19 protein-coding genes and 2 pseudogenes are annotated in these 17034 nt (G+C 60.2%); 13 read left to right on the top strand and 8 right to left on the bottom strand.

Annotation, left to right across the window (positions count from 1 at the left end; translation table 11 throughout):
- Positions 1–157: 157 nt before the first annotated feature.
- Positions 158–313 (bottom strand): annotated as a pseudogene (locus tag AC2A6O_RS13405) (IS6 family transposase); the annotation flags it as partial.
- A 148-nt stretch (positions 314–461) separates the two neighbouring features.
- On the opposite strand from AC2A6O_RS13405, the gene pncB reads away from it, so the two are divergent.
- Positions 462–1754: a nicotinate phosphoribosyltransferase gene (pncB, locus tag AC2A6O_RS13410; protein ID WP_498927718.1), complete on the top strand. Its 1293-nt coding sequence runs from the start codon at positions 462–464 to the stop codon at positions 1752–1754.
- A 38-nt stretch (positions 1755–1792) separates the two neighbouring features.
- Complete coding sequence (locus tag AC2A6O_RS13415; RefSeq protein WP_498927720.1) at positions 1793–2059, top strand: IS66 family transposase; 267 nt, start codon at positions 1793–1795, stop codon at positions 2057–2059.
- 374 nt (positions 2060–2433) lie between these two features.
- Here the strand turns inward: AC2A6O_RS13415 and AC2A6O_RS13420 are convergent, their stop codons facing one another.
- The gene (locus tag AC2A6O_RS13420; RefSeq protein ID WP_498927722.1) at positions 2434–3069 is read right to left on the bottom strand and encodes a TetR-like C-terminal domain-containing protein; all 636 of its coding nucleotides are present in this window, start codon (positions 3067–3069) and stop codon (positions 2434–2436) included.
- Between the two features lie 56 nt (positions 3070–3125).
- Between AC2A6O_RS13420 and AC2A6O_RS13425 the strand changes: the two genes are divergently transcribed.
- Genes AC2A6O_RS13425 through AC2A6O_RS13435 form a run of 3 tightly spaced genes read left to right on the top strand, consistent with a single transcriptional unit; the run spans position 3126 to position 4763 of the window.
- On the top strand, positions 3126–3572 hold the full coding sequence (locus AC2A6O_RS13425) for a nuclear transport factor 2 family protein (RefSeq protein ID WP_498927724.1): 447 nt from the start codon (positions 3126–3128) through the stop codon (positions 3570–3572).
- Positions 3565–4398, top strand: a complete 834-nt coding sequence (locus AC2A6O_RS13430; protein WP_498927726.1) for a Rossmann-fold NAD(P)-binding domain-containing protein — start codon at positions 3565–3567, stop codon at positions 4396–4398. Before AC2A6O_RS13425 ends, AC2A6O_RS13430 begins: the two co-directional genes overlap by 8 nt.
- Positions 4398–4763, top strand: coding sequence for a transposase family protein (locus AC2A6O_RS13435; protein WP_498927728.1), 366 nt, complete (start codon positions 4398–4400; stop codon positions 4761–4763). The genes AC2A6O_RS13430 and AC2A6O_RS13435 overlap by 1 nt, the downstream gene beginning before the upstream one ends.
- On the opposite strand, the gene AC2A6O_RS13440 is transcribed toward AC2A6O_RS13435, so the two are convergent.
- A complete protein-coding gene (locus AC2A6O_RS13440; RefSeq protein WP_498927730.1) occupies positions 4760–4945 on the bottom strand; it encodes a hypothetical protein in 186 nt (61 codons plus the stop codon). The two genes, AC2A6O_RS13435 and AC2A6O_RS13440, sit on opposite strands and share 4 nt — an antisense overlap.
- Positions 4946–5654: 709 nt before the next feature.
- Positions 5655–5999 (bottom strand): EthD domain-containing protein, encoded by a 345-nt coding sequence (locus AC2A6O_RS13445; protein ID WP_498927732.1) that lies wholly within the window; start codon positions 5997–5999, stop codon positions 5655–5657.
- Positions 6000–6107: 108 nt separating this feature from the next.
- Here AC2A6O_RS13445 and AC2A6O_RS13450 point away from each other — a divergent pair, with 108 nt between their 5' ends.
- The gene (locus AC2A6O_RS13450) at positions 6108–7031 is read left to right on the top strand and encodes an AraC family transcriptional regulator (RefSeq protein WP_498927734.1); all 924 of its coding nucleotides are present in this window, start codon (positions 6108–6110) and stop codon (positions 7029–7031) included.
- Between the two features lie 248 nt (positions 7032–7279).
- Positions 7280–7489, top strand: a pseudogene (locus tag AC2A6O_RS13455) (cold-shock protein).
- Positions 7490–7640: 151 nt separating this feature from the next.
- Here the strand turns inward: AC2A6O_RS13455 and AC2A6O_RS13460 are convergent.
- Positions 7641–8519, bottom strand: a complete 879-nt coding sequence (locus AC2A6O_RS13460; protein WP_498927736.1) for a LysR substrate-binding domain-containing protein — start codon at positions 8517–8519, stop codon at positions 7641–7643.
- Positions 8520–8619: 100 nt separating this feature from the next.
- Between AC2A6O_RS13460 and AC2A6O_RS13465 the strand changes: the two genes are divergently transcribed.
- The 3 genes from AC2A6O_RS13465 to AC2A6O_RS13475 all read left to right on the top strand — a co-directional run bounded on the left by AC2A6O_RS13465 (position 8620) and on the right by AC2A6O_RS13475 (position 10613).
- The gene (locus AC2A6O_RS13465; protein WP_498927738.1) at positions 8620–9342 is read left to right on the top strand and encodes an SDR family oxidoreductase; all 723 of its coding nucleotides are present in this window, start codon (positions 8620–8622) and stop codon (positions 9340–9342) included.
- Entirely contained in the window at positions 9339–9650 is a 312-nt protein-coding gene (locus AC2A6O_RS13470) for an Atu4866 domain-containing protein (protein WP_498927740.1), read from the top strand. The genes AC2A6O_RS13465 and AC2A6O_RS13470 overlap by 4 nt, the downstream gene beginning before the upstream one ends.
- Before the next feature lie 486 nt (positions 9651–10136).
- Positions 10137–10613 (top strand): hypothetical protein, encoded by a 477-nt coding sequence (locus AC2A6O_RS13475; RefSeq protein WP_498927742.1) that lies wholly within the window; start codon positions 10137–10139, stop codon positions 10611–10613.
- A gap of 440 nt (positions 10614–11053) precedes the next feature.
- Here AC2A6O_RS13475 and AC2A6O_RS13480 read toward each other — a convergent pair whose 3' ends face one another.
- The gene (locus AC2A6O_RS13480) at positions 11054–11521 is read right to left on the bottom strand and encodes a GNAT family N-acetyltransferase (RefSeq protein ID WP_498927744.1); all 468 of its coding nucleotides are present in this window, start codon (positions 11519–11521) and stop codon (positions 11054–11056) included.
- A gap of 528 nt (positions 11522–12049) precedes the next feature.
- Here AC2A6O_RS13480 and AC2A6O_RS13485 point away from each other — a divergent pair.
- The 3 genes from AC2A6O_RS13485 (at position 12050) to AC2A6O_RS13495 (ending at position 13035) form a co-directional block, all read left to right on the top strand.
- Positions 12050–12259 (top strand): cold-shock protein, encoded by a 210-nt coding sequence (locus tag AC2A6O_RS13485; protein ID WP_148586277.1) that lies wholly within the window; start codon positions 12050–12052, stop codon positions 12257–12259.
- A gap of 134 nt (positions 12260–12393) precedes the next feature.
- Entirely contained in the window at positions 12394–12618 is a 225-nt protein-coding gene (locus AC2A6O_RS13490) for a hypothetical protein (RefSeq protein ID WP_498927746.1), read from the top strand.
- Positions 12619–12654: 36 nt separating this feature from the next.
- Positions 12655–13035, top strand: a complete 381-nt coding sequence (locus AC2A6O_RS13495; RefSeq protein WP_148586275.1) for a DUF6481 family protein — start codon at positions 12655–12657, stop codon at positions 13033–13035.
- A gap of 5 nt (positions 13036–13040) precedes the next feature.
- Here AC2A6O_RS13495 and AC2A6O_RS13500 read toward each other — a convergent pair whose 3' ends face one another.
- Together AC2A6O_RS13500 and AC2A6O_RS13505 are read right to left on the bottom strand one after the other, a co-directional pair.
- Positions 13041–13457 carry a hypothetical protein gene (locus tag AC2A6O_RS13500; protein ID WP_498927992.1) on the bottom strand — a complete coding sequence of 139 codons (417 nt, stop codon included), beginning with the start codon at positions 13455–13457 and terminating at the stop codon, positions 13041–13043.
- A 227-nt stretch (positions 13458–13684) separates the two neighbouring features.
- Complete coding sequence (locus tag AC2A6O_RS13505; RefSeq protein ID WP_498927749.1) at positions 13685–16786, bottom strand: autotransporter outer membrane beta-barrel domain-containing protein; 3102 nt, start codon at positions 16784–16786, stop codon at positions 13685–13687.
- Positions 16787–17034 lie beyond the last annotated feature (248 nt).

The raw sequence follows: 17034 nt of genomic DNA on the forward strand, positions 1-17034 counted from the left end.
TCCGGACCAGCCGACCGGCGAAAAATGTTCGTTCGTCTCAGGGAGGCTCGGCAACATCAGCCTCTACACACGGCGATCAATCCATCTGACCGCTATGCGCCCGGGCGTGTCGCAACTTTCGTCGGCGGGCAGCTTTCTCCCGTTTTGGGAGCGCCTTTCAGGCTTCGTTCCCTTTTTCAATTCCGAAGAGCACGGCAAGCAGATCGTTCTGTTCGCGGACGCTCCACTGACTGTCAAAGTCGACGCCCTTCCTGAGCCACAGCATGGCTTCAAAACCGGCGATGGGTTTTCTGGCTGAGTTGAACGAACGGAAGCAGACCTTCAAATTCAGAAGCGCTCTTTCAACAGTCAAATCTCAAGGCCTGGTCAACACGACAATCTTTGCGACACGCCCCTAAGGGCTTGCAATCCGGGTTCCTCTGCTACCTTATGCTCGCCATTACAGGAGGAAAGCCAGGGACATGGTCGATATTGCTACCCGCGTCTATAATCACAAATGGAAGATCGATCCGATCGTCCGGTCCCTTATAGACACGGACTTCTACAAACTCCTGATGTGTCAGTCGGTGTTCCGAAACAAGCCGGACACCAAAGTGACGTTTTCCCTGATCAACCGCTCCAGGTCCGTCCGCCTGGCGGAGATGGTCGATGAAGGCGAACTGCGCGAGCAACTCGACCATGTACGCTCGCTCTCCCTCAGCCGGGGCGAGAGCACCTGGATGCGCGGCAACATGTTTTACGGCAAGCGGCAGATGTTCCGTTCCGACTTCATGGAATGGTTCGAGAACCTGCGCCTGCCTCCCTACCATCTGGAAAAGCGGGACGGACAGTACGAACTGACGTTCGAAGGCGCCTGGCCGGAAGTGATGCTCTGGGAAATCCCGGCCCTCGCGATCCTCATGGAACTGCGCTCGCGCGCCGTGCTCAATTCCATGAAGAGGTTTGAACTTCAGATCCTCTATGCCCAGGCCATGGCCAAGCTCTGGGAAAAGATCAAGCGCCTGCAACCGCTCGAAGGTCTCAAGATTGCCGACTTCGGCACCCGCAGGCGGCACTCCTACCTGTGGCAGGACTGGTGCGTTCAGGCGATGATCGAAGGCCTTGGCAAAAAGTTCACCGGCACGTCCAATTGCCACATCGCCATGCAACGCGATCTGGAGGCAGTCGGCACCAATGCCCACGAGCTCCCGATGATCTATTCTGCTCTCGCAATGACGGACGAGAAACTCGCCGCCGCCCCCTACGATGTGCTGCGAGACTGGCACGAGGAGCATGAAGGCAACCTGCGCATCATTTTGCCGGATACTTATGGCACCAAAGGATTACTTGAGCGTGCGCCAGACTGGCTGACCAGCTGGACGGGCATCCGTATCGACTCCGGCGACCCTGCACAGGGAGCAGAAACGGCGATCGACTGGTGGCGCTCACGCGGCGAGGACCCAACTCAGAAGCTCGTCATCTTTTCCGATGGGCTGGACACGGACAAGATCATCGAGCTGCACAAGCAGTTCCAGGGCCGCGTCCGGACGTCCTTTGGCTGGGGAACGCTGCTGACGAACGATTTTCGCGGCCTCACCACCAACGACGCCCTCGCCCCTTTTTCCCTGGTGTGCAAGGCGGTTTCCGCGAACGGCCGCCCGACAGTCAAGCTCAGCGACAACCCGAACAAGGCCATGGGCCCGGACGACCAGATCGAACGCTACAAGCGCGTCTTCGATGTCGGGGCGCAAAAGGCCGTGGAAGTCGTCGTCTGACGACTTAACGGACATACGCAATTTGAACCTGTCACGGTTTGACGCGGATATCGGGAAAATCACCGCTGAACGCTGCGATCCGCTATGCACTCAGCCGCCTGCCGAAAGCCCGGCCGGACCTCGGCAACGGGCATCTGGTACTGGACAACAATTGCGCGGAGCGGGCAAGGAAGCCGATTGCCCTTGGACGAAAAAACGACTTCTTCATGGGCTCAGAAGGCGGCGGAAAATCAGCGGCTATCGCCTATACCCTGATCGAAACCGCCAAACTCAACGGCATCGACCCGCAAGCCTGGCTGACCTGAGTTCTGGCACAAACCGCCGACCGCAAGATCAATCGCGTCAACGAACTCATGCCTTGGTGTTACGCTGCAAATGCAGCGTAATAGAGCGCGCCGCCACCATGAAGACCGCCTTCACCGGACGGACACGACCAACCACTTGCTGGGATAGGCTTACACACCAGAAGACCGTTGCGCTTCATGCCCCCGCGCCCAAAGGAATCTCGGAGGTTGGGTGGAAAGCCGGCATTCGCTGCGGTTGGAAGGAATGACGGGAATGGGCGGCAAGCAGACTTTCGCTGCGGTTGGAACGAATGACCGGAAAGGACGGTGAGCGGTCATTGCAAAGTCACCAACCTAGGCGGCTCTCAGGTCGTTCCAGGCTTTCGAACGAGCGTCTAGTCCGCTCGCTCTTCGTTCACCAAGGTCTTCAAGCCCGCCGTTATGGCACGGCCTTGCGCCGCTAGTTCGCCGAGCGTCGGCGTGACACCCCGGACGATCATCCGCCAGTAGAGAGGAGCAGCGAGCAGATCAAGTGCGAGGTCCCGATTCAATCCTTCGGGGAGCTCGCCGCGATCCACGGCGCGGTCCAAAAGGGCGTCCGCCCGGTTTCGCCGCGCTTTGGCCACGCGGTCGTTGATCGCTCGCATCTCTGGTGAACGGGCCGCCTCGGCATGAAGATCCGGCAGAATCCGGCGGACCAGCGGATGCCGCAGTACGGCGCGTGTCTGAAGGAGGAAGGCGAACACGTCTTCCTCAAGCGTCGAAGGCCCGACCTCCGGCAAGGCGAGCCGCAAACCGAGTGCGGAGATTGCGGCATCGGCAAAAGCCAGGCGCGAAGAGAACCGACGATAGATCGCCGCCTTGCCTGCCCCGGCCCGGGCGGCAACCCGCTCAAGGCTCAGCGCAGAGAAACCGCGTTCGGCCCATTCCTCAAAAAAGGCGCGATACAGCGCCTCGGTCAGTTCAGCACGCGGGACGGCTGCACCAGAGGGCGTGCGTCGCTTTTTTTCGTCGGAACGCTTGCGTTTCATCCATTAAACTCCCATTTGGTCGATACGACACCGTTCCATCCATAGGAGATTTATTCATGAACGACAAATTCGACAGCTTCTCCGATCTGCTGCGAGGTGCCCTCAGCAAGCGCCTGAAGGCGGGACCGGAGATGACTGACCTCTTTACTGAAGACGTCGTCTTCGAGTTTCCCTATGCGCCGGAAGGTTTTCCCCAACGGCTCGACGGCATCGCGTCCCTTGCCGAACACCTGAAGCGGCTTGGCCCGTTGCTGGAGCTCGGCGTGTTCACGCTCCACGCGGTTCACCCTTGCGAAGAAACCATGGTCTTCGAGTTCTCCTGCCATGGGCAGGGCATCGAAACCGGAAAACCCTACGATCAGGACTACATTTCGGTTGTGACCCTTCGCGACGGCCGCATCTGCCACTACCGAGACTACTGGAACCCTCTTGTTGCGCTTCACGCGCTCGGGGGCGCGGAAGCTGCCGCAACCGCCTATGCGGGAGAGACATACAATGGATGAGCGCATTCTCGTCATTGGCGGTAAAGGCACGACCGGAAAGCGGGTGGTTGAACGCCTGGATGCCATCGGGGCCGAAGTCGCCATCGGCACCCGCAAGCCATCGGGTCCGCGGGACCGGCGGTTCGACTGGAGTGACGGCCCGTCGCCAGCCGTCTTCGACGGCTGTTCCGCAGTCTATCTGGTGGCGCCGACAAATCGGACCGACCATCTCGATGTCATGCGTCCCGTTCTCGAGGACGCCCTGGAGCGCCAGGTCCGCCGCTTCGTCCTCCTCAGTTCCTCTCTGCTCGAGCGCGGCGGCCCGATGATGGGCGGGGTCCATGGATGGCTTGCCGACAACGCTCCCGAATGGGCGGTCCTGCGCCCCTCATGGTTCATGCAGAACTTTTCGGAGGGGCCCCATGCCCGCACAATACGGGAGGACAATGCGATCTACAGTGCGACGGCGAGCGCCCGCGTGGGCTTCATCGACGCCGGGGACATCGCCGCGGCAGCCGTTGCCTGCCTGACGTCCGTCCAATCCCTCAATGACGACGCGATTCTTACGGGGCCGCAGGCACTGAGCTACGATGAAACGGCCGATATCCTTTCCAGGGTTACCGGCAGGACCATCCGCCATGTTTCGCTCTCCACCGGAGAGCTCGCCAACCGCTTCGAGGCGCAAGGATTGCCGCCGGACTATGCGGGCATTCTCGCCGGCCTGGACGAGACGATCCGAAGTGGAATCGAGGATCGCACGACCGACGGGATCGAGCGTCTGACCGGATACACGCCACAGTCTTTTGCAACCTTCGCCGAACGAAACGCAACGCGTTGGATCCCATGATGTCCAGGCACCTGCGGAACGGGGACCCTGCCGAGAACCAGAAGCGGATCCGGCGGTTGATGCGGCTCATGGGGAAAATGCCGATCCACGAGAAGCCGAACACCAGCAAACCGGCCAAGGGGCACAAGACATCCCCCTGTCTTCTTGGCGCACCACGGGTCGACAGGCCCAATCAGGTCTGGTGCGCCGACATCACCTGGCCGCCGGTGCGGCGTGGCTTCCTCTACTGGTCGCGATCATGGACTGGTTTGCCCGCAAGGTTCTGTCCTCGCATCTCCAACGCTCTGGAGGCGGACGTTTGCGTTGAGGCGCTGAACGAGGCGGCCAACCGGTTCGGCCCGCCCGAGATCAGGAATACGGATTAGGGCAGCCAGTCCACATCCTTTGCCTGGACCGACCGGCTGAAGGGGTCGGCACCTGGATCTCGATGGACGGCAATGGCCGTTGCCTCGACAATATCTTCATCGAGCGCGTACCCGGTGTTTTCGCACTCGCAGCGAATGGCAGGTTCGATAGGCGCACTACAGCGCACGCGATGTTCACTCAATGACTACTCCGGGCCGGTTCCTGCCAGTCTGGTTCTGGCGTGGAGAAACAGTCAGCGGCCGTTGACTTCCGACGACTTCAGCGACCGCTCCCGACCCATTTTAGGCGTTCAGTATTCAATTTGGCCGGCTCGAAGCGGACATTCGGTTCTCCCATACGAAACCTGTCCGATTGCGGGACGGCAACTGAACCGGTAAATTCACGCCGGCCTATATCGATGCGCCGACCGCAATTCGTGTCCTGGGGCCTGCGAGGAATTTCGGCGCGCCACGTATGACCGACACGCGCCCTGCGCGGACTTGCCAGTCGGACCGGCAGCAAGTTTGTGCCTGCGCTATCGATCGCGAGGCGGGCTCCCCGAACAAGCCCCCCCTGAAACATCCGCGACGAGTGGTTGGGGCAGCGGTCGCTTCGCGGATGGCACAAGGACGCCGTCTCGGGCAGGATCAACGGGCCACAACCTGCGCTGACGGAAACGCCTGACTTAGCCGGGGCTCTCTTAAAGGGCCGCCTGGCAGTTCAGACGTCTCCAGCATGGCTGCAGTTACATGCCTCCTCGGCTCAAGTGGCAGTGTCGGCTTTGTCCGCGCCGCCGTCATCAGGTGGCACGCCGCCTTCTTAGCTGAAACAAATCGGCTTCGAGGCAAGATGTTGGGAAAGCGAAACGCGCCGGCCATGCGCCTGCGCCGCGCAGGTTGGTCGACCCTTGCTCACAGCTGCCCGGGCACGACGATAATCTCCTCGCTGATGATACGGCTCACCGACGACACATCGATGAAGTTGACATGATCCGGATCGACTTTCGTCCTGAAATTCTCGCACGAGTATAAAGCATCAAGGTCTTCTATCGTGTCGAACCATGCTTCAACCACCGCATCGAAGCTCGGCTCGCCCCAACCGGTTGTCTCAACGGGGTAGGATACCACGAAGCGTCGAATAAGGGCTGCTTCAGGAATGGCGAAAAGCAACGGGGCGTGTACGTCGCGCCGGTAGTCCTTGAAAGCCTGGAGGCTCATCCCGGGACGTCGGCGGAAACCTATTAGCATCTTGATCATGTTGGCGCTCCTTTCGATCAGTGCGGCAGGGAATGGCAAACAGCTAGCGCACACGACGGAGATGATCTATAAGAGTGCAGCCCCATTTTCTTTTAGATCGTCCCGACATTGTCAGCCGACCTCCTTTCAGACGCACTCACAGCCTTCTCACCTGTCGCGCATACGGCGGGTGCCCTTGATCTGGGCGGCGACTGGGCGATTTCCTTTCCGGCTCATGAGGGATTGAAGGTTTTTGCCATTGTCGCGGGCCGGGCGCTGCTGCATGTCGAAGGGGAAGCAGAACCGCTTGCGCTGACTGCGCAGGATTGCGTTATCCTGCCCAACGGGCGGCCATTCACTATCGCACGTGACTTGTCGTTCCCACCCATTGGGATCGGCACGATTGAGCCCGGCGAATGGCACGAGCGCGTGGCCACCGTCGGGGGCGGCGGTCACACGATGCTGCTGGCGGGCCACTTTGCCTTCTCCGGTACGCAAACAACCCTGCTTCTTGGAAGCATGCCCCCCGTCCTGCGATTGCGGGATCAAGCGGGGCGAGATCATCTTCATTGGGTTCTTGGCAAGATCCGCGAGGAACTGGTCGAAGCAGGGCCGGGCAGTACGTCCGTGATCCAGCACCTCGCCTATCTGCTCCTTGTCCAGGCGATCCGCCTCTACCTTGCGGCTGGGGCAGGACGCACGACAGGCTGGCTGTTTGCACTCAACGATCCACGGATCGGGCGGGCCACGCAGGCCATCCACAACGCGCCTTCGCAGGAATGGGATCTGGCAAGATTGGCTGCGGTGGCAGGCATGTCCCGCTCCAAGTTCTCCGAACGCTTTCGGATGCTGACCGGGTCGTCGCCGATCGACTATCTCATTCGCTGGCGCATGCTGCTGGCCTGCCAGCGACTGAAAACCGGCCGCGAACCTGTGGGCAAGATTGCGTTCGCCCTGGGATACAAGTCGGAGGCGGCGTTCAGCACCGCTTTCAAGCGCGTCATCGGGTGTTCTCCGCGGCGATATGGTCAGGAAATGCCCGACCTAAAGTAGCGCGTCACCTTCGACGGACACATGGGGACCTACGTAAACCACAGCACTGGATGATCAGACCAAAACCATAAGTTGACATTCGCACTGAAAATCCAGAAGTACACTGCATAGATATTTTCTTGCCGAGCTTTGGTTACAACGCGATTGGCACTGCGTTCCTAACGAACCCTCCCTTTAAAGCATCGTTATAACCACCTGCGAGCCGCTGGCTTGCCGGTTCCTTCCTCTGTGCTATGAAGGGGTTCATCATGACCACTGGCACAGTAAGATGGTTCAATTCCTCCAAGGGCTTTGGCTTTATCCAGCCTGACATCGGCGGTCCGGACGCATTCGTCCATATCTCCGCTGCCGAGCGCGCTGGAATGCACGAGATCGTTTAAGGCCAGAAAATCGGCTACGACATGGAGCGCGACACCAAGTCGGGCAAGATGTCCGCCTGCAATCTGCAGGCCGCCTGATAGATCCGGGTCCTGCTTTCCCTTGACCATGGATGTACTGGCACTGTCGAAAGCATGAAACCAAGCAAGGTCATGGTTTCGCAGGCTTTTCCTTCCTCTCCTTTGCCGGATTGCCGCTGCAAAACTCAATTTTATGGGCCCACACCCTTAGTCAGCCTCGCCAACTGCGCACGTGGTCAACAAGGGCGCGCAGTTTCGGCGCAATGTGCTGGCGCTGCGGATAGTAGAGCGAAAAGCCCGTGAAGGGTGGCAGATACTCTTCCAGGAGCGGCACCAAGGCACCGTTGTCAAAATGCGCTTTGAAGCAATCCCAAGGGCCAAAAGTAATCCCGCCATCGGCCAACGCAACGCGCAGCATCAGGCGCAGGTCATTGGTCGTCACCTGAGGCTCGACCGTGACGGCGAAAGGCCGCCCGTCCTCGACAAATTCCCATCGCCAGGGCGCAGTTTCAGGCGCCGGCCGCCAGCCGATGCAACGATGTGCCAGGAGGTCACGCGGATGTGCGGGCGCTCCATGACGAGCCAGATAGGCAGTCGTTGCGGCAGCGATCTCACGCTGCGGACCGCCGATTGGCACTGCGATCATGTCCTGCTCGATGACCTCACCCAACCGTACTCCCGCATCGTAGCCTCGGGAAACAATGTCGAACTCCTCGTCCGTCACGGTCACATCCACTATGACTGCGGTGTAACGTTCAGCGAACCGCGCCAGTAGCGGTCCGGACAGAAACTCTTCGGCGATCGAAGTGACGGCCAGCCGTAGCCGCCCACGGGGCACCTCATCCCGCGCCTCCAACGCACTTTGCAATGTTTCCATCGGCGTGCGGAGGCTTTCCACCAGTCTTTCTCCGGCTTCGGTCAGCCGGACCGAGCGCGTGGTGCGGGCCACCAACTGTTGGTCCAAGGCATCCTCGAGCCGACGCACGCCTTGGCTGACGGCGGAGCGCGTCACGCCCAACCGATCAGCGGCGGCGCGAAAGTTTCGCTCCTCGGCAACGGCCAGGAGGAGGGGTAATAGGTTCAGGTCCATTGTACAGAAATACTAACCATTCAGTCCATGACTAGCACAATACCGAAGACGATTGCGAGCGTCTATCTTTCCCACTCAACAGGCTGAGAAGGAGAAAGCCATGGACAAGGTCATTTTAATCACTGGCGCGTCGAGTGGCATCGGCGAGGGGCTGGCGCGGGAGTTGGTGGGTGCAGGGGCCAAGGTCCTGCTTGGCGCGCGCCGGACCGACCGGCTGGACGCGCTGGCAAGGGAACTGAAGGCCAAGGGCGCGCAGGTCGACACAACTGCGCTGGATGTCACCGACCGCGCCGGCCTGCAGGCTTTCGCGCATCGTGCGCTGGAGCTCTGGGGCCGCATCGACGTACTGATCAACAATGCAGGTGTCATGCCCCTGTCGCCCATGTCGGCCTGCAAGTTCGACGAATGGGAGCGGATGGTGGACGTCAACATAAAGGGCGTGCTCTGGGGCATTGGTGCCGTATTGCCGGTGATGGAAGGCCAAGGCGAGGGCCAGATCATCAACATCGGCTCGATCGGCGCGTTGCAGTCTGTGCCGACGGGGGCAGTCTACTGCGGCACAAAGTTCGCAGTGCGGGCGATCTCGGATGGCCTAAGACAGGAGAGCACGACAATCCGCGTGACCTGTGTCAATCCGGGCGTTGTCGAGAGCGAGCTAGCCTCGACCATCACGCATGCCGAGACGATGACTTTCATGGACGACTACCGCGCCATCGCCTTGCGACCGGCTGATATCGCCCGGGCAGTGCGCCAGTTGATCGAGGCACCAGCGAGCGTCGATACGACCGAAATCACCATCCGCCCCACGGCGGCATCCCGATGAGGCCCGCAATGAAGTCCGGTCTACTCAGCGCATGCCTCTTGACCCTCGGGGCCGGGACCGCTCAGTCGGAGGGCGCCCCTTCATACGTAGGTCTTTGGGTGACGAAGGACAATCACATCCGGCACGAACTGCTGCCCAACGGTCGCTACGTCGAGGCCCGTGGAAACCGCGAAAGGGCCTACGAAGGCCGGTACGAGGTGACCGGCACTCATATCGAATACTGGGATGACACCGGCTTCACCGCCGACGGCGATTTCGTTGAGCCGAATGTGCTGCATCACGCCGGGATGGTGCTGATCCGGCAGTGAGCCTTGCAACTGCATCCGTCGGCCAGGAAAGCGCAGCTGGCGGATGCGCGCGAAGCGATCGGGTCAGGTTGCGGTCACTATGCTCGCGGCTGACGTGATGAAGCACCAGCCAACGGCGGCTCCGTCTGCGCTACTGACCTTGCCGAGTTACCTGGTTGAGCAGTTGCAGCGAATGTCTCCTGCGACTTACCGCACCGCAGCGAAGTGGAACCAGACGAACGACAGCAATGGGCCGAATTCGCCCACACCTGTATAGCCGACGAATGTCAGCTCACCGCCCAATTGTTGAGTTCAGAGCGCTGCGATAAATGTCTTTGGTGGGGTTGAAGTCTACTGTCTTTGCAGTTGATACGACGACAGCTAAACGCCTTCACAGGACGCTGAGATGCCGTAAAGGAAACTTCCCAGCAAGGGTAATTTCCCAGATACTTTTTGGAAGGTTCAACCTATAGTACTTTGAGGTTCAAATTACGTGAGGAGGCCAACTTGGAAATCCAGTGGATTTTGGTGGCTGGTCTGGCCCTAATGGTGACCGGCGCGATCACAGTCTATTTGAAGCGGGAAATCACGACCGGCCAGGCGCTGGTTTTTGCCTTTGGCGGCGCCATGATCGCAATACCGCAAATTGCCAATTTCGAGTTCAGCAACGGGACGGTCAAATTCACGACAAAAATCCAGGCCGCGGCGTTGACGACCCAGGTGGAGACCTTGAACAAGGAGCAGGCCGATCTGGCAAGCACCGTTCTGGCTCTGACAAAGCAGAACCAGAAGCTTGCGGAACAGGTTGCCAAACTCAGCGGGGACGTGTCCGATGCACCCGAGGGCAATCCAGCATCCGCTCCTCCCGAATTCGTCGTACCCGACTGGTCGACCTATCAGAAAAACACGGAAAACCTGATCCAGCAGAGCGAGGGCCGGACACTGCAACTAGACAGCTTGAAGCAGCAGCTGAAAGCAGAGTGAAGCGGCCCATGTTCCGTCCTGCTAAAGGGGCCTTCCGCGTGACGGACGGAAACGTGCCTTTGACGACCGATCAGGGAGTAAGTAGCGAAAATCAACAGCTAAATCCTATCGTCCAGCAATGTCGAGCAGAGTCCCGGAAGGATTGGCGCGCATTGAAGACCTTTTTCGAGCTGCGGCATTCGGTAATTCGGGACTCGAAGGCGACCATCGCCGCGGGTGAACAGGACGACAGCAGTGGCCTCCGGTCGGTCGTTCACCGGCTCTTGGCCTGGTCCTGAAACCGTCCATTCGATGCGGGGCGAGCGAATGCCCGGTTTGGGCGTATTACGTTGAAAACTCGTTTGTTTTCCGTCTTTGAAGGCGCACGTGCTTTTGAGTGGGGACGACCCATCAGGTACCGGACAGGATCGGCATCGGCGTGCCGAGCCGCCGCAAGGATTTCATTCTGGAATGGGACGTTCCATGAAGCAGTGAATATCCGACTGCCCGGTCTCTATAAAACCAAGTCTACGGTAGAGTGAACCCACTGGGTTCCAGTGTAAATATTCCAGCCTCACCGGAAGGCTGAGGCTGTCAGCCAGCTGCAGACAGTGTTGCAACACCCTCGATCCTGTCCCTTGTCCCTGAAATTCAGGAAACAAGTAAAATTCACCAAACTGGACATGATCAGGAAAGACCTGAAAAGAAACGGTGCCTAGTCGATTTTCCGCACTGGTGATCTCAAAGAATGGTTTCTCTAGGTAGCGGCGGAAATGAATGTTGCGCTGGAACTCCTCGTCCCACGCCCACTTCCGCATTATGTGCGGCCCCATCGCCGCGCGTTTGGCTTCGAAGGAAAAATCAATATCAGCAGGCGTGTTTTTCAGTCTGGGAAATATCAGGTCGGGTTGAAGTTTTGGAATGTCCATTTTTTCAAATTAGCTGACAGCTAGGTACGTTTCCAATCGCCTATTCAATTCAGGTTCGGTTTGCCCGCATAGCCCCTGCCCTACAGCAAGGACCTTCGCAAATGCGATGACTGACGGCCTCGGCAGCCCCGTACCGCAGCAGCCCTTCAGCGCGTGAATGACCGCTTTGGGCCGCTCTCCGAGCTTTATGAACCTCCCTATCCCTCACCCCGAATAGCCGCCTTGCAGACTGGACCAGTATCTCCCGAACGACCGACATGGGGATGCCTTGGTGGCAGACAGCTCTGACCAAGACAGCCGCCGTTCTTGAGTTTTCGCGAGAACGGCTGGATTACAAGACCAAAACCAGAAGTTGACATTCGCATTGAAAGTCCATAAACACACTACATCGATATTTTCTTGCCGAGCTTTGGTTACAACGCGATTGGCACCGCGTTCCTAACGAACCCTCCCTTTAAAGCATCGTTATAACCACCTGTGAGCCTCTGGCTTACCGGTTCCTCTCTCTATGCTATGAAAGGGTTCATCATGACCACTGGCACAGTAAAATGGTTCAATTCCTCCAAAGGCTTCGGCTTTATTCAGCCTGACAACGGCGGCCCGGACGCATTCGTCCATATCACCGCTGTCGAGCGCGCTGGAATGCACGAAATCGTTGAAGGCCAGAAGATCGGCTACGACATGGAGCGCGACAACAAGTCGGGCAAGATGTCCGCCTGCAATCTGCAGGCCGCCTGATAGATCCGGAATCTGCTTTCCCTTGACCACGGATGTACTGGCACTGTCGAAAGCATGAGACCAAGCAAGGTCAGGCAAGTTGCCTGGCCTTTTTCGTAACCGCTCTCTGGTGAGCGGCCTCTACGAGGAAAGCCATGACCGAGAAATACAGCAAACTTCGCCAGCAGGCCGAAACCGCGTTTGGCAAAGCCCAGTCGCAACTCTTCGAACGCCAACGAGCGATTGAAGACCTGAACTCGATCGTGGTTACCCGCAACGAAAAGACCCAGAGACTGCGAGAGGCTCGGCTTGCCAAGGAATTGCAAGACCGTGCGGCCTCTGCAGCCAAGCCGGCTTCGAAACGGGCAAGAAAGCCCTGAAGCCGCTCTACGTATCCCGTCAAATGGAATTGAGATTTGAAAAGAATTACAAACAGCGAACACACCGACCGTCGCAGCGCTGCGAAAGACGCCAAGGCAGCCCTTGTTGAGGCCTTCCGCGCCGCCAAGGAAGCTGCCGAACCGACCCGCGAAGCCAAACAGGCCGAGCGGCGTTTGATCGCCGAAGCTCGTGAACAGCGCCGCGCCGAGCGCGACCAGGCGAAACTTGAAGAACAAAATCGCGCTGCAACGGAAGCAGCAGCTAGAGAGGCCGCCGCTGCTGCCGCAGCCAAAGCTGAAATCGAGGCGCGCGAGCTGGCTGACAAAACCCGTATCGAGCGCGTCCTGCAGGACGAGGCAGATCGGAAAGCTGAACGCGATCGCCGCTACGCAAATCGAAAGGCCCGTCGGGCCTGAAGGTGTCATGACGCATGGTCGTGCTCCTGCCTGTTGAAGGTGATCACGACCTTGCCTTTGGCACGTCCGGTCTCGACATGGGCCAAGGCGTCTGCCCTCTGTGCAAACGAAACCACCTTGTCCACGACGGCCGGATGACGCCTGCGACAAGACCCGTTGCCCGGGTGAGTGTCAACCTGTGTCAGACCGTGCTGACTGACTGAAACGGTGAAAAGCTTGTCCGTCTCTACACGGACCGGCAAAGCAGAACAGCAACGGAGGCGTGTCTCGGCTTCGCGGATGGTCAGGTCAGCCGCGATGGTTGCTGCCGTGTCACCGTACTCCATGGACAGTGTCACCATGTGCTTCCGCCATTCTATCTTCGGATCGACGAGCGCGCGTGCATGCTTCCATGAGATCGCGACAGACGCGACCGAAGACATTGCTGTCCCCGCCACGACCCGCGCGGCGATGTCGACGCAACAGCCGGCGAAGAAGCCCTGAGATCAGCCCGCTGAGAGAAGACCCAAGACTCCGATCACCGTCGATTTGCGGCAGGAACAGGCCGCGGGTGTTCTCACAACACCTTTTGTCAGCCTTTTTTGAGCACCAAGGAATGAAGGTGGTCGGAAATTGATCGAAGCTGACGAACGACCGCCCCAGAAGCCCCTCAGAAGCTGATATTGACTCTTGCGTTTGCTCCCTGGTCGCTTGCGTTTTCCCCGAAGGCTCCCTGGTAGGAAAGGCCGAGGGTGGTGCGGTCGGTGATGCTGAGGGCAAGCCCTGCCTCGACAAGGGCTGTGTCCCGGTCGAGGGGCACGCCCTGAACCGTGAAGGGATCAAGTCCGGACAGGGCCATGCGCTGATCGGGCGTCAGATCGCCTATGGCGTGGCGCCAGCCCAAGGCCCCGGTGAGAGCCACCGAGACACCGTCGGTGGTCGCAAGCGTTTTCGACATGCGAAGGCCGAGCGTGCTTGAGCCGAGAAGCTGGCTGGAGCCGTCCCCGGTGAGCGCCAGGGTGGCGGAACCCTGCTCCTGGAAAGCGTCGGTCTGCTGATGCAGGAGCGCCAGTCCGGCGAAGGGAGAGACCTGCAGCCAGGGTGTTTCCAGGGCATAGGAGGCTTCGCCGAAGACTTGCGCGGTCCGGGACCAGTAGTCGGCGGTGAGCGTGTCCTTCAGGCTGCCTACGGCAACGGCCCGCTCGCTTGACACATCGTGCCAGCTGTAGGCGGCGCCGAAGGTGAGACCGAGGTCGGCAAGCCGCACCCCGCCATAGGCGCCAAGGGTGTAGCTGTTCGCATCCGCTGAGGAAGATCGCGCGGAAACGCTGGCCTGGCTCTGGCCGACACCGGCCAGCACCCCGAAGCGGGCCTGGGGCCAGGCGGTTGCCTCAAGCCCGATGAGGGCGCCGCCGGTGCTGCGCGAGAGCGTGGCTGCATTGCCATCACCGTCGAGCTTGCCATAGGCCCCGTAGGCGCTGCCCCAGGTGCTGAGGTTAAAGCCTGAACCGGTGCCCAGACCTGGACCCCGCGGGCCGACCGGACCGTTGAAGGCGATCTCGGGCACCTCCGAAAAGCCGGCAAAGGCATCATGGATGCGGGTGGTCACCGTGTCGCGCAGCCGGGCACTGTCGTTTAGGAACATGGACGGCAGCGAGGCATGGATCTCGCCTGACAGGCTGTCATAGGCGCGCCGTGCCTGGGTCTCGTTCAGGCCCGCGACAACCCGGTAGAAATCGCTGGTGGAGGCAAGCCCACTGAGGGAGCCTGCCACCGCCCGCTGGTTGGTGGTGCGCGCCACATCGGCAAAGCTTATGTCGTTGCGGATCAGATCCAGGGTCACCGAGGTGGCGCCATAGGACAGCTCGGCATCGAGGAAAGCAAAGTTCTCGTTGACCGTGCCAAACGTGCCGGTAACAGCTGTGCCTGCGGTTATGATTGTGTATGTGGTGAACGGAGCATAGCTGGAGCCATCGTCTGTACCGTTTTCCGCCAGAATTTTGACTGCGGCGCCACTGTCGATGGTCACGGTCCCGGTGGCGGCGATCTTGTCGGAGTTCCCGGCGCTATCGACTTCCACGTCATAGGTCGAGCCAGCGGCAAAGGAAACGTTGCCGGCGACATTGAGAGTGCCGATGGAATTGCCCGGCGCGATCGTGCTGCCGGAATTGGCGGTCACATTACCAAGTGTGCCAGACCCGCCCACGGTGCCGCCGTTAAGGGTCGTGGCGCCGATGCGCCCGTTGACCACCAGCCTGCCGCCGGAAACCGTGGTACCCCCGGTGTGCGTGTTCGCCCCGGTCAGGGTCAACGTACCCGCACCGGATTTGGTCAGCGAACCGGTGCCGCTGATTGCCCCGCCATATGTTGTGGTGCCCGACTGGTTCACCGTGAGCCCCGCACTGCCCAACGAAACGGTTCCACCGGTACCGGAAAGCGCCGACATCCCAAGATCGTACCCGTTGAGGTCGAGTGTGCCGCCATTGACCGTGTAGACCGTGTTTGCGGCGAATGCGCCAGCCGAGCCAGCCTGCAAGGTGCCGGCCTCGACCGTCGTGTTGACGGTATGGGTGCTCGTACCGGTCAGGGTCCATGTGGAGTTGCCTGTCTTCGACAGGACTTCGAAGCCGGTGTATTTGGTGCCGATTTCTCCGGCATCGAAACTTGCGGCCGGGCTGGTATCGCCTCCCAGAACAAGCGTGTCGCTGGTGCCGCCCGCGACGACATTGCCGATGATCATCGAACCCGCTCTCAGCTCCAGAATATTAGTGCCTGAGGTGAATTCGATGGCATTGGCGCGAACGCCGCCGCCGGAGAGCCCTCCGGAAATCGTCGCTTTGTTGACGATGGTCAGGCCTGATCCCGTGATGCCGGCTGCGCCAACACCTACGCTTCCGGCACGCCCGGTACTGTGATTGAAGGAGCGACCGCCTCCGCCCCCGTGGCCGCCCGCACCGCCGGCGATCATTCCGCTGTTTTCAATGACGAGACCCGTGCCCGCAATCCCCGCGCCACCCGCGCCGCCGTTGCCACCTCTGCCGCCATCTTCATAAATTGCGAAGCCGCCACCCCTGCCGTTGCCGCCGCTTCCACCCGTTATCGCGCCTTGGTTTTCGAGTTTGAAATCGCTGCCTGAAAACGCCGCCGCACCGTTGCCGCCGTCGCCACCGTTGCCCGGCGATTCGAGGAGAGGAGCGAAAGGGTCGACGTCGCCGCCGCTGCCGCCCGCACCGCCATTACCGCCGGTTACCGAGCCGGACAGGGTCAGGGAAAACCCGCTTCCAGAGAGCGCGCTGGCGCCCGCCTCTCCTGCCGTACCGCTGACGCTAGCCGGGCCGTTGACACCGCTCGCCCCTGCCTCGCCGGCCAGCGTGCCCAACAAGGCGGAAGCAAGCGCGTTCGTGGAGGACACGCCAGACAGGACAAGCGATGTGTCACTCGCCGCGAGTGGCGAGCCGGAGATCTCGACCGGAGCGCTCGCCCGAACCGTGACGTCCTGTGCAAAGGCCGGCAATGTTCCGGACACGGTAATGGTCGAGACCGCAGGATCGATCTCGATCACGTCCCCGCTGGCGCCTGCGCTGGCAATGGCCCAGCTCAAAGACCCGGCGACAGTGCCGCTGCCGTCATCGGTTGCTTCCGTGACGGTATAGGTAGCGGCTCTGGCTGTGTGAGGCAGCGCGACAAGCAGGGTGGCGGCGCAAAGGGCGGTGGAGAGGCGGAGCCGGGCCGACAGCCGCGGCAGAATGCAATGAGCGGAAATGGTTTTCATCAAGGTCTCAGCGACAAAAGCAGGCAGACAACGGCAAGGAGGCACACGCGGTGTGGCGCTTCAGGCTCGCAGGAGCTGAGAGGGCGTCAAATCGGGGCATGGGACCTCCCTGCTGGTTTCAGGTGGAACCATGCCGATGCAAGGAGGCCGTTGCTGTGCGCGCCGGCCCCGCGATTGACATATTTCGCGAGGCATGGTCCGAGACAGCTTTTTGCCGCTGCTTGAGGTGACGCGCTATCCCCTGTTTA

The sequence above is a fragment of the Labrenzia sp. ATLA3 genome (assembly GCF_057180185.1).